Origin of the sequence: Microcoleus sp. B7-D4 (assembly GCF_036705125.1) — a bacterium.
Classification (GTDB): Bacteria; Cyanobacteriota; Cyanobacteriia; order Cyanobacteriales; family Microcoleaceae; genus Microcoleus.
Window position 1 is genome coordinate 1 of sequence record NZ_JAUBTT010000072.1, and the last position, 12,432, is coordinate 12,432.

9 protein-coding genes and 1 pseudogene are annotated in these 12,432 nt (G+C 48.1%); 2 read left to right on the forward strand and 8 right to left on the reverse strand.

The window, feature by feature from the left end; genetic code table 11:
- Together QUB12_RS25500 and QUB12_RS25505 are read right to left on the reverse strand one after the other, a co-directional pair.
- Positions 1-4,200: DUF4347 domain-containing protein (locus QUB12_RS25500; protein WP_333308983.1), on the reverse strand; the 4,200-nt coding region annotated here is incomplete at its 3' end.
- 292 nt (positions 4,201-4,492) lie between these two features.
- Positions 4,493-5,326, reverse strand: coding sequence for a sulfotransferase (locus QUB12_RS25505; protein ID WP_333144234.1), 834 nt, complete (start codon positions 5,324-5,326; stop codon positions 4,493-4,495).
- 410 nt (positions 5,327-5,736) lie between these two features.
- Between QUB12_RS25505 and QUB12_RS25510 the strand changes: the two genes are divergently transcribed.
- Entirely contained in the window at positions 5,737-6,801 is a 1,065-nt protein-coding gene (locus QUB12_RS25510) for a TIGR03032 family protein (protein ID WP_333308985.1), read from the forward strand.
- A gap of 354 nt (positions 6,802-7,155) precedes the next feature.
- Here QUB12_RS25510 and QUB12_RS25515 read toward each other — a convergent pair whose 3' ends face one another.
- The gene (locus tag QUB12_RS25515) at positions 7,156-7,794 is read right to left on the reverse strand and encodes a pentapeptide repeat-containing protein (RefSeq protein WP_333308987.1); all 639 of its coding nucleotides are present in this window, start codon (positions 7,792-7,794) and stop codon (positions 7,156-7,158) included.
- 57 nt (positions 7,795-7,851) lie between these two features.
- Between QUB12_RS25515 and QUB12_RS25520 the strand changes: the two genes are divergently transcribed.
- On the forward strand, positions 7,852-8,397 hold the full coding sequence (locus QUB12_RS25520; protein WP_333308989.1) for a dual specificity protein phosphatase family protein: 546 nt from the start codon (positions 7,852-7,854) through the stop codon (positions 8,395-8,397).
- Between the two features lie 265 nt (positions 8,398-8,662).
- On the opposite strand, the gene blaOXA is transcribed toward QUB12_RS25520, so the two are convergent.
- The 5 genes and pseudogenes from blaOXA to QUB12_RS25545 form a co-directional block, all read right to left on the reverse strand.
- Entirely contained in the window at positions 8,663-9,535 is an 873-nt protein-coding gene (gene blaOXA / locus QUB12_RS25525) for a class D beta-lactamase (RefSeq protein WP_333308991.1), read from the reverse strand.
- A gap of 296 nt (positions 9,536-9,831) precedes the next feature.
- The gene (locus tag QUB12_RS25530; protein WP_333308992.1) at positions 9,832-10,245 is read right to left on the reverse strand and encodes an MAPEG family protein; all 414 of its coding nucleotides are present in this window, start codon (positions 10,243-10,245) and stop codon (positions 9,832-9,834) included.
- A 245-nt stretch (positions 10,246-10,490) separates the two neighbouring features.
- Positions 10,491-10,889 carry a DUF3037 domain-containing protein gene (locus tag QUB12_RS25535; protein ID WP_333308994.1) on the reverse strand — a complete coding sequence of 133 codons (399 nt, stop codon included), beginning with the start codon at positions 10,887-10,889 and terminating at the stop codon, positions 10,491-10,493.
- The gene (locus QUB12_RS25540) at positions 10,867-11,655 is read right to left on the reverse strand and encodes a HipA family kinase (protein ID WP_333308996.1); all 789 of its coding nucleotides are present in this window, start codon (positions 11,653-11,655) and stop codon (positions 10,867-10,869) included. Before QUB12_RS25540 ends, QUB12_RS25535 begins: the two co-directional genes overlap by 23 nt.
- A 361-nt stretch (positions 11,656-12,016) precedes the next feature.
- A pseudogene (locus tag QUB12_RS25545) lies at positions 12,017-12,432 on the reverse strand (ribonuclease HI); the annotation flags it as partial.

Here is a 12,432-nt window from a genome sequence, read left to right on the forward strand (position 1 = left end):
TCCCGCTGTGCCCGTTGGTGTTCCCGCTGTGCCCGTTGGTGTTCCCGCTGTGCCCGTTGGTGTTCCCGCTGTGCCCGTTGGTGTTCCCGCTGTGCCCGTTGGTGTTCCCGCTGTGCCCGTTGGTGTTCCCGCTGTGCCCGTTGGTGTTCCCGCTGTGCCCGTTGGTGTTCCCGCTGTGCCCGATGGCGGGGTTGTCGCAACCGGTGCCGCAACATTAACGTTAAAAGTCCCTAAACTACCAGCAACAGCAAGATTGCCAAGTGCATCTTTAACCTGACTTCCTTGCAAGTTAACAGTGTAAGTTCCATTATCAGTATTATCCCAACTTCCGCCAGGGGGAACAAAGGAATAAGTCGCTGTCCGAGGCGTACCATTACTATTATTATCGACGCTGACAAAAGTAGCAGGAATAGCGCCACCTGACCAATTTATCAAAACATCAGAACTATCCAAGCTTGAAACATCGAGAACATTATTATCGCTGAAAGTGACAGTCAAAGTTTGACTGGTTCCGCCCGCTGTAGTCACATCCGCAACAGCATTTAAACTGCCAGTGGGCGGTGTTTTGTCAATGTCGTAAACTTGTCCCGTTAAGTTACCATTGCCAGCCGTTGCACCGCCTAATGCCACTCCCAAGCTGTTTTTGATGCTGTCATCATCAACTAAATTTAACCCAATTTTACCGCTGCCCGTACCTGTGTTAACTTGCAGTTGGTAAGTCTTAGCATCAACAGGAGTTAAAGTGCCAATGGATGCACCAGTTACACCATTTGGGACTAAAGTAAAGTCAGAAACGTCAACGCCTGTAACATCTTCAGAGAATTTAATCTCGTAGGTGGCGGTAGCCGCAGCAGTGGGAGATGTCGCAAGGCGGTTGATAGATGTAACTGTGGGAAAGGTGTTGTTATAAGCAACGGTATTATCTGTACTTGTACTGGCAGTGTTGTTATTACCTGCTGTATCAGTAACGCCGTTAGCTTTGATGCTGGCAATTACATTACCTCCCCCTGTCATGCCGTTGACTTCGACGCTGTAAACAGTGCCACTACCTCTGATGGTTGGTATTAATGTTCCCGCTGCTGTACTTGCAGTTAAGTCAATATCAGCCGCATCGAAACCAGTGACAGGTTCGCTGAAAGTGACAGTATAGTTGATAGGTGAAGTTGCAGTCGGATCTGTTTGCTCTGTAGCTCGATCGATAGTAACAGTTGGGGCAATGTTGTCGTAGGTAACTATATTATCGGTACTGGTACTAGCAGTATTGGTATTACCCGCAATGTCAGTGACACCGCCTGCTTTTACTATGCCGATCGCACTTCCCACAGCAGTCATACCGCTAACTGCTACATTATAATTAGCACCGCTACCCGTTACCGTTGCTGTAGTTGCACCAGCCGTGCCACTTAAGTCAATATCAGCCGCATCGAAACCAGTGACTGGTTCGCTGAAAGTGACAGTATAGTTGATAGGTGATGTTGATGTTGGATCTGTTTGCCCTGTAGCTTGATTGATAGTAACAGTTGGGGCAACGCCATCAACTAATACACCCGTTGTCGCAGCGACTCCATTTAAAGTCAGGGTGGCATTATTTTTAGTCGCATCTTGAATCGTCGCGTCGCCTGTGAGTGCTAAGTTAGCGCCTACAGTGATGCCATTGCTGTCAAGGTTGCCTGATGCTGCGGTGTAGCGGAAAGTTTGGGTAGTCGATGAGGCACCGCTGCTTGTGAGAATGGCATTGACAGTACCTCCAGTGTCGAGAGTGATGGGGAGGTTGGCGCTACCAGTACCGGGGGTGATGGTGACGGGTTCGCTAAATGTTGCCGTGAAGTCGAGGTTTCCGCCAATACCGTAAGTATTATTGGCGGGTACGGTGACGCTGGTAATGGTAGGGATGCCGTCGAACTTGTGCCTGCCGCCTGCGGTGGGAGTTCCAGTTTTGTTGCCGGCGGCGAAGGTGAAGTTAGAGAGGGTAGGTTCGTCGATAGTGATGGTGTTGCCTTGGGTGGCACCTGTGGCAATGTCAGAAGTTAGGAATAAGTAGCCTGTGGTGCCGGTGTTGATGGTTTGGGTGAGACCGGTAAAGTTCAGGGGACTGCCGGAGGCGACTGGGATTTGGGTGGCGAGGGTGGTATCTCCCCCATCTAAAATGTTGTCGGTGGAGTAGATGAGTTTGAAACCGCTGATGTCTGGGGTGGTGTAAGTGCCGATGGGAGTCAGGGTAACGCCTGTGAGTTGGGCGTTAAGGGTGGTAACGGCTAAGTCGATTTCGTATAGTTTTTGCTTGGTTGTGCCTGCTAGTAGGGTAGTAGGAGTGATTTCGGGAGTGGTGACAGCGATAGCTGGTGTGGGTGCCGCGGCAATAGTCCCGTAAACGTCGTTATTATCCTGGTCGCTGCCGACACCACCGATGGGAGTGTTAGCACCGGGAGGTCCTGCTTGATCGACTGCGGTGTTGCCGGTGAAGGTGGTTCCTAATGAGGTGACGGTAGGTAGCTTAGTTGGCATTCCTTGGTTGTTGCGGTTGGTGTTTTTGAGAGAACGCATGGCGAAAATTGCCCCGCCTTTGCCTTGACCCTTGACATTACCTGTGCCGCCTGTGGCAGTGTTGCCGATAAATGTGGTGCTGTCAAGCATGAGAGTACCTTGACGGATGAATACTGCACCCCCCATACCCGCGCCGCCGCCGTAGCCGTTGCCGCCGTTGCCGACGGCGACTTCGCCGTTGCCGCCGCCGTAGCCGCCGAAGCCGCCGTAGCCGCCACCGAAGCCGCCGACGACTTCGCCGTCGAAGTCGGCGCCTACGGCGCCACCGCCGCCGCCGCCGCCGCCGCCACCGAAGCCGCCGAAGCCGCCGTAGCCGTTGCCGCCGGGGCCGTAGCCGAAGCCGCCGGGGCCGCCTTGGCCGAAGCCGCCGCCGCCGCCGAAGCCGCCGTTGCCGCCGTAGCCGAAGCCGCCGCCACCGCCGCCCTCGCCGCCGGGGCCGCCGTAGCCGAAGCCGCCGTTGCCACCGAAGCCGCCGCCGCCGCCGAAGCCGTTGCCGCCGTTGCCGCCGAAGCCCTCGCCACCGCGGCCGCCGCGGCCGCCGAAGCCCTCGCCGCCGTTGCCGCCGAAGCCCTCGCCACCGTTGCCGCCGAAGCCCTCGCCACCGTTGCCGCCGGGGCCGCCGCCGAAGCCGTTGCTGCCAGTTTGGTTGGCACCATTATTAGCCGGATTGAGAGGCACGAAATTAGCACCGCCGCCCGTGTTACCAATCCCACCATTTCCGCCAATGGCAGAGTTATTAGAAAAGGTGACAGAATTCAGGCTGACTGTGCCGTCATAAATAAACAAGCCACCCCCCATGCCTGCGCCCCCACCACTACCATCTCCGCCCTGGGCGCGGCCCCCGCGAATGGTCATTTTGGTGAAACTGACGGTTCCAGACTTCACAAAGAAGGGGCGAACGTCACCCGCGTCATTGCTGCCACTGTTATTTGCATCGCCGCTGACAGTGAAACCGCCACCAATAAAAGCAATATTGCTGTCGATTAGCTGATTCGGAGTTTGTGTAAACCTGACATTTGTGGTGAGGGTAATGGTGTCATCCTCTAGTGTGGTATTCGCATCTAAAATTGCTTTGCTCAATGTGCCTGCTACAGTGCCAGTGCCATCATCGGTTGCCTCTGTGACATTAAAAGTCGCCAGTGTATAGTCATAATCTTCCATCGCCTGCCGATTAAACGGCACGGCGGATTCAATCTGGCCCGTTACTATTTCTAAATCCCAGTCGCCGCCTTTAGCTGCAGAACCCGTCAAGTCGTTAGAGGCTGCTACATCTGCACCTGTGAGTTCACTCAATCGCTTGACAAAATTATTGCCAGTTTCTGTGGCGGCTGCATCGCATCCATAAAGTAGGATATCTCCGTTCTCTGTCAGAGCATTTCCCCACTGTTTTAGCTGAGTGTTGAATTTTTCGAGGTCATTCCCATTGAGTACGTCTGCACCGAGTTTTAAACTGCCTTGGTTGCCGTGAGAAACTACATGAACAGCTTCAATGCCACTTTCACTAGCCAGTGCTTGGGTAATTTGTTCAATGCCACTACGCTTGTCATCTAAAATGACTATTTTGGCGTTAGCATCTGCGCCCTCTATCAAGTTTTGATAATTCTGTACAGAAGAGTCAACGAAAATAATTTGCTTGTTGGCGGTTGATGAGTTCATAATTCCTGCTATCCTTTATATCTATCGTTTACATTTAAGTCCGGCAGGGGTTGAAACCCCCGCATCAAAGCTTAATCTCAAATCCGGTGCCATTGGAATTGATATTACCCACAGTCAGGACACGGCACCGTGCCAATTGGTGTCAACTTAAGCTGTGTTCCCGCCAATTCAGCTAGTAAACCCGCCAGTCCGCCAGGGAATGAATTCCCTGTCTCATAGCTCAAGTCCTCTTAAGAGGACTAATGAGTTTTTCAGTCCTCATAGCGAGGACTTTCGCTTTGAGGCAGGGGTTTCAACCCCTGCCGGACTGTGGCTTCGCTACAATCGCACTAGCACGACTATTTGTTGAATCTGTCCAAAAAGATAAGCCATCAAATCGCTCAAACAAGTCGGGGGGTAAAATTGTTTTTCTCGGTTTAAACTCGACTTGAGAACGCACTTGATGTAACCCTTGTGTTTTCAGCTTATTATCAAATTCTGGCTCGTGATATTGAACATTCTCGAAATCATGCTCAAAATGCTCTTCCCCAAGAAATTGATAAATCAGCGACATTGTTTTAGCCGGCTTTATGGTTAATAGGTCGTAATCTACCAGTAGAAGAGATGCACTCTGTTCGCTATAAAATGCTTCTTTAAGAGCGTTATAAGCATAACCAACTAAACGCGAACCTTGACTTAATGCTTCGGTACGGCTATAAACTGTAGCCCGTTCCGCTGGATTATTAAATAACCTCGAAACATCAAAGGCATTGCGGCGAATCAGTAGCTCAATGCTGTCCATAATCCAACCGATGTTTCTGACGCAGCAGATGACTTTTGCTTCAGGAAATAGTTCCAGAATTAATGGCAACTTGCTGCACCAAAGACGATTTGTGTCGAATATCACTTCTTTTTCAGCTTGCGGGTGGTAATAAGCTGAAAAGATGCTCATAATCAGTGCCCGTTTTTGTTCAGAGGAAATAAATACGGAAAACTCATTATCTTCGCTCATGGCTTCCAACATTCTCTCCACTAATCCCCCGACTGGGCTAGTCATAGCAGCGTGAAAGCGGGGATTTTGTCGTAGTAATGCACCCAGTAAAGTAGAGCCTGAGCGGGGTAGTCCTGATATGAAGTGGGCTTTCACTGGCCTCGTGGGGGAATGGGTTTCTATAACATTAGATGCAACTTAAATCTATCATACCACAGATATATCTTTTATACCATATTTTTATTTAACACTTCGCAACACAACATCCAGGTTTACGATATCTTTACAATCTAGACATCGTGGGTTGGCTTTCCCCTATCTCTATCGTTGCTTAGGGCCCCTGCCTCTGTAAAGTCGGAAAAGTCGGATCATAAAGTCGGAAAAGTCGGATCTTTGCCATGAGGACAGAATTACTTGGGAATTTTAATCGCAGATGGTGGCGGATGTACGCTGATAGACCCAGATGAATGTTGATTTGGGTCAAGTACGATGGATAAAACCCGCAAGGCGAGGAAATTACGATCGCCCTACATTTGGGATATATTAAAGATATGCCTCCAGATTCTATGAATAACGAACAAGCCACTTTTAATACAACCCACGAACACGAAATTTTTGGCGATCGCGATTTTCCATCTTGGTTAACCCAACAACAAATCAGCCTCGCTTGCACCACCTATCAAACCAGCAGGTTAATGTTAATCGGTGCTGTGCCAGAAACTAACAGAATCTCGGCTTTTTGGCGAATATTCGATCGCGTAATGGGGCTTTACTGCACGCCGGAACGCCTTTATTTAAGTTCCAAATATCAACTCTGGCAATTAGATAATGTCTTAGAATCCGGGAAATTATACCAAGGATACGATAAATTATATATACCAAGAATCGGTTATACTACAGGCGATATCGACATTCACGATATAGCAGTCGATAAAAATAATCAAATCATTTTTATTAGCACTTTGTTTAATTGTATCGCTACTTTGAGCGATCGCCACAGTTGCAAACCTCTCTGGAAACCCGGTTTTATCTCACAATATATAAATGAAGACCGCTGTCACCTCAACGGTTTGGCAATGGTAGCTGGGGAGGCGAAATATGTCACAGCGTCGAGTCAGTCGGATGTGGTGGATGGCTGGCGCGATCGCAGAAAAAATGGCGGTATAGTTATTGATATTGAATCTAATGATATTATCGTCACAGGATTGTCAATGCCACACTCACCGCGCTGGTATCGAGATAAGTTGTGGTTGTTGAATTCGGGGAGAGGAGAATTCGGTTATGTGGATTTAGATACAGGGAAATTTGAGGCAATTACGTTTTGTCCGGGATATGTCCGAGGACTAGCTTTTTGGCAAAATTGGGCAATTGTTGGACTCTCGAAACCTCGGGGAGGTGACAACACTTTTAGCGGTTTAGAATTGGATGACTTGTTAGCAGCCAAGGATGCTGAGGCTCGCTGTGGTATGATGGTGATTGATTTGACTACTGGGGCGATCGTTCACTGGTTGCGGTTTGAAGGAATTGTCACGGAACTCTATGATGTGCAAGTGATTCCGACAGTGCAAAAGCCGATGGCGTTGGGTTTTCAAACGGATGAAATTGCTCAGTTAATTACTTTGGAACTTTAACCGCAGATGGTGGCGGATGTACGCGGATGGGCGCAGATACAGCAGATTCCACGTTTATGAAGCACACCCCGGAAGTGCGATCGCCCTAGGGAAACGGCATTACCCAAAGCGTGTCAACTTAAGCTTTTAGTCCACCACTCCTCCCCCCCACCCGCTATTCCGCCAGAGGTTGAAACCCCTGTCTAATAGCTAAAGTCCTCTAAAAGAGGACTCAACAACTCATCAGTCCTCTTTTAGAGGACTTGCGCTTTGAGGCAGGGGTTTCAACCCCTGCCGGACTGTCGGTTTGATGTTAAAATGTTTACAGGATATACCCACGCGGTGTGAGAGAAAGTATTTAAGCGGGATTTGGTATTACTCAAAAATTGCCCCATCTAACCTTGTTTTTCTTAAGTCTGTTCTCGCTAAATTTGCACCTCTTAAGTCAGCACCTGTTAAGCAAACATTGCTTAAATCTGCATAACTCAAATCAGCACCTTTGAGATTAGCATCTGATAAATTTGCTCCTGATAAATTCGCCCTCACAAGTTGCGATTTACTCAAATTGCTGCCACTCAAATTTGCTGCTGGCATCTGTACCGCCATTAAGTTGGCTTTGCTTAAATTAGTGCCGCTGAGGTTAGCCAAATTTAATTTAGCATAACTCAAATCAATGTTTTCCAAGCAAAGTTCGCTCAATTGCGCGCATCGCAAGTTAGCATTAATAAAAAACCTGTCTCCAATTCCATAACGGCGCAGCAATTCGTCAACTTCCAGCCGAATTAAAACCGGTTCGCAAGTATTTTGGTAGCACCACGATGTCTCCAGCAAACGGGCGGCTGCTTCAATTGCTACCTTGTCGCATTTAGTGAGCACCAAGCTATTGCACCCATCCCACTCACCGTTGAGCATGAATGCCATCTCAGAAGCTGCTACAATTGAGTCGCATAACAAAACGGTTTCTGGTTTGGGTTGCAGCCAGTTCATTAAGGCGATCGAGCTGTTGTTTTTCACTGTAGATTCAGGATTTGTGCGTCTTTCTTAATTATAGGTAAAAATATTGAAAACATTATGCACAAATTCGCTGCGGCTTCAGAGAATGAATTAATTGTGTTTGGGGCAGCCAGACCAGGATACCGCGATGCAGAAGTTGCTCGCTGGATTGAATTTATGCAGGGGCATAATATCCAGCAAGTTTGCTGCTTGCTCGCTCAGACGCAACTCATCCGCTACAGTGATTTACTGGGAACATATCGGAAAATATTTGGGTGCGATCGAGTTTGCTGGGCGCCGATTGCAGACTTTGAATTGGTCGATCGCGATATTTTAATCGATCGCATATTGCCGTTCTTGGAATCTGCAAATAGCAAAGGTGAACGGGTGGTAGTTCACTGTTCTGGGGGGATCGGACGTACAGGACAGGTTTTGGCTGCTTGGTTGGTCAGCGGGCGGGGATTGTCTAACAAACAGGCGATCGCAGCCGTAAAAAAAACTGGCAGAAATCCCTATGAAGCAGCAATCGCAGCTTGTTTGAAAGGTCGAAACCCCTGGCTAGTCGTTGAAAAACTTAATGCTCTCTTAGATGATAGTCGCCTTGCTGGAAGAAATGACATATAGCACGATAGCAACTATATATATAGCAATCCTAAATCATTTGTGAATTTCTTACTCCCTCCCCTTAGTAAGGGGAGGGTTGGGGTGGGGTAAAAAGTTTACGACACCTGCAAGGATTGCTATATGGGCCAATTGCGTAAGCTCTAAAAGATTTAAAAGACTCCGCTTTCAACGCTCGAACTCAGGCATCGAATAAATGGCTGTTTTGGCTGTCACCGTTAGCCTATCCGCTGGCGTTTTTGCGAATATTACAGAACAAATAACCCACTTACAGCAGCGCCAGATCCTTGAAGCAACGGCGCGTTAACTCGATTCTGGCAGGTGCGTCATTATTGTTGCGGATATCAATGTTTGTTGCAAAAAAGTAAACATTTTTATCCTTTTCTAAATAACCTACATACCAGCCAATTTGAGGCTTTGTTTGTTCTCCAAAATTGGCCCATCCTGTTTTAGCTCTAATTGTGTAATCGGGAGTTTGTTCAACAATTATGATATCTTTAACCAGAGACAGCGATCGCTCAGAAAAGGGTAAGTCATTTTTGTATAGACGGCGGAGAAATTGAATTTGCTCGTTGGGTGTGATTCGCAGTTCTCCCTCTAACCAGAATTTGTCAATATCGTCTTTGTTACCAATTTTTTGGTTGCCATAACCGACTTTAGCTACCCATTTTTGCATTTGCTCGTGTCCGACTCGGCGGGCGAGAACTTGGTAAAACCAAACGGCGGAAAGTTTCATGGCTTGTCTCATATTCAAGTCTCGATTCCATGCGGGAATTTGCCTTTGAATTCCATCCCAAGTTAGAACGGCAATCTCATCTGAAATTACCCCTGTTTCTAGGGAAATCAGAGAGTTGAGAATCTTAAATGTAGATGCAGGTAAAAAAGCTGTGGCGTTACGCTGCGGGTTGTGTTGATAAAGCCGATCGCTATTCAAATCGTAAATTGCGATCGAGCCTTCAACTCCTAATTCTTGAAAGTGCCGTCCAAAATTAATTGCCTCAGCAACATCTCCTCCGCGTCGTGGAGATTCTTGCACAGGATGTGGCACGGTTAAGGCTGATTGCGGTGGCTGAACTAAAACAGAAGTAATGCAGCCTAATACAATTAAAATAACAGCGATCGCACGAGATATTCGGTTCATAAACTTCGATAATTTAGCCAAATCACAGGCAGTAATGTCACAGGCGCGATCGACTTGTAAGGTGCGTCTGACTTACGCTGTGTAAGAAACGATTAGGGTTAGCCCTTGACGCACCCTACTATAGCAATCCTAAATGATTCCGATAAATTTGTAGGGGTAGTGCTACCCCTACTCCCCGTGCCTACCCCCTATCTATCGGGCAACCACGGGGAGTAGGGGTCGGATTGCCCCTACAATAATTATGATAATGATTTAGGATTGCTATATATATAGCTGTCAATTGCGTAATTTCTCACCTACAAAACTGCCATAATAGTTAAGGCTACCAAACAGCTTAACTGAATTACTAAGCTGAGTAACCGAAACTTTGGATCGAGGCCAGCGATGTGAACCGCTGAATGTACAAGCCGAAATAGGATGTACACAACAATCAGCAAATCTACTGCTGTTCCTGAAACACCCCTAACGGTTAGAAGGAAAACAACTCCCAAATACAAAGGCAGGTTTTCTATCAAGTTGGATTGTACTCGAAATAGTCGCCAAAGCAAGCTGTCGTCGTTTGGTGTGCTGAAATCTTTGACTGATCCGCCCGCAGATAGATGCCGAATCCTGACTGTTAGCAGCAGGATAACAACTGCGATCGTCCACAGGATGAAAATAGTTAAACCCCAGAGAGGGAAAGTCATATTTGTCGGTTCAATTTGCATCATATTTCTACCTTGCTCCACTGCAGCTAATATTATGTGCGGTCAATTACAGTAATAAAAAACGGATATGTGCCCGCGAAAGTCCGCACTCCGGCTGCGGACTTTCGTGAGCACGCGCGATCGCATCTGATTGCGGTTAATCGATCGGACACGATCTAACACTTTAGAAAAGTTTCCCGTCAGTACAATGGTTCTGGCGTTCTCATCTTTAGCTAAAATGAGTAAATCTAAAATCTAAAATCTAAAATCTAAAATCGGCTTGACGATCGCACCATTGTATCGAGCAGATGTTCGATCGCACCCGGTAGATTCTGGCAAAAACCAGTATGTACCCGCGATGTCTGAACGATCGTGCTGCGGGGTGCTACGAGCCAGTGAAAGCGCTCTCTGTGGGGAAGTTGACCGATCGCGCCAGATTCCTTGCCGCCTGCACAAATGAGGGGAATGACTGCTAGGTGATTGCGAATCATTTCCAGATCCAACGTTGAGTCGATCGCCATCAAGCGCTGTTCATCAATTTCGATACGGGCTTCGAGGAATTTTTTCGTACCGCAGGAAACGATCGCCCCCACGTTGATAAACTCCTCGCGCTCAACTTTGGGAACGACGCGGATAATGGCATAATCATAAAGAAATCGATCGGGCACTAATCGGTTCCTCCAAAAAAATATGTGGTGATTCTAGCCGATTTAGCAGGTACTCGATATAAGCATTCCGATGTTCGTTGCTATCGCTGAAAGGAGAATCTCCCACCAGCCAAGCATCAGGAATTAGTTTAACAATGTTGCGAATGATGTCCGGGGTTAGCGTTTGAGTCATCTTTGAATTTGCCGCTTCCAGCGTACTAGCAAAACGCAGCAGAACGTGGTCTTTGATTGGCGGAAAACGATCGCGGCTGCGCGAGAGATAATCTTTCCAGGTGTGGTGGAAGTAGAGGGCTGCACCGTGATCGATCAGCCAAAGCCGGCGGTGCCATACCAGCATATTTGCATTGCGCGGCGTGCGATCGATGTTGGTCACAAAAGCATCGAACCAGACAATTTCTGAGGCCAAATCCGCCTCGGACTTCCCCGCTATCGGGTCAAATGTGATGGAACCGGGGAGATAGTCGAGGGCGAGGTTGAGGCCAGCACTTGCTCGGATCAAATCCTGAATTTCCGGATCAGGCTCAGTGCGAGCCAGTTCGGGATCGAGTTCAACAAAGACGAGTTCGGGGATTGGGAGCCCGGAGGCGCGAGCAATCTCTCCCGCCACTAGCTCGGCGATCAGAGATTTGGCTCCCTGGCCCGCACCGCGAAATTTGAGCACATACATACCATCATCATCTGCTTCGACGATCGCCGGTAGCGACCCGCCCTCGCGCAAAGGAGTGACATATCTGGTAGCAGTGACTGTTCGCAAGCTGATACTCATGCTATTTTCGATTTTCGATGCAAAATCACTGATTTTATGGGCGTTGCATAATTGCGGGATGATTTTGATTGTTTTGTGGGATGGGCGTCCCGCCCGTCCGCTTTATTTTCAAAGCAGGCGGGACGCGTACCCCACAAGAATCATCCTCAAATTGTGCAATGCCATTTTAGGAGGGTTTTGATCACGAGTTTACAGTTGGATTCTTTCTTTTAACTGGGACTGATGTTAACTAATCTGTTTACTCAACTGATGACTAAAAGGACACAACTAATGTTGTGTCCCTACGGAATTTTGCCAAATCTTGCTTTGAGACAGTCATTAGTCATCAGTTATTAATCAACCAATAACTCATGACTAACCACTAATCAGTTGTACTAACGTGGTCGATTCTCTCTAATTGCCAGAGAATTTGGTTTCCCTCGCGCCGCACCCGCGAAACTACCCAATTTCGCCAAACCCAGTTGTCTCCACGACTGGTGACAGCGCTGGCATTTACATCCATCAAATCAGCCAGTTCAGAACTGGTAATCAAGTAGCCTTTCGTCGCAACCTCGTCGGCGATGTGCAAGGTTTCGATCAGATTGCGGAGGTCCTGAACCCTCACCTCGCGGGGCAAGTTCTCCAGGGTATCGGCAGTTGAATCCATCATGGTAGAGTTGGAGATCGGAAGGTCAGAAGTTATGACATAGGATTCTATCGTTTTGTTACCAGTTGCGTCCGTTTCTTCCGAAACAATTGTGTTGTCAAAGCGTAGGGGCGGTGCCCCCGTGCCCGCCC

What these genes read in the sequence shown, in the direction of transcription:
- QUB12_RS25520 (WP_333308989.1), top strand. Translation starts at nt 7,852, where the DNA reads ATGCACAAATTCGCTGCGGCTTCAGAGAATGAATTAATTGTGTTTGGG.
- QUB12_RS25510 (WP_333308985.1), top strand. Translation starts at nt 5,737, where the DNA reads ATGAATAACGAACAAGCCACTTTTAATACAACCCACGAACACGAAATT.
- blaOXA (WP_333308991.1), bottom strand. Translation starts at nt 9,535, where the DNA reads ATGAACCGAATATCTCGTGCGATCGCTGTTATTTTAATTGTATTAGGC.
- QUB12_RS25540 (WP_333308996.1), bottom strand. Translation starts at nt 11,655, where the DNA reads ATGAGTATCAGCTTGCGAACAGTCACTGCTACCAGATATGTCACTCCT.
- QUB12_RS25530 (WP_333308992.1), bottom strand. Translation starts at nt 10,245, where the DNA reads ATGATGCAAATTGAACCGACAAATATGACTTTCCCTCTCTGGGGTTTA.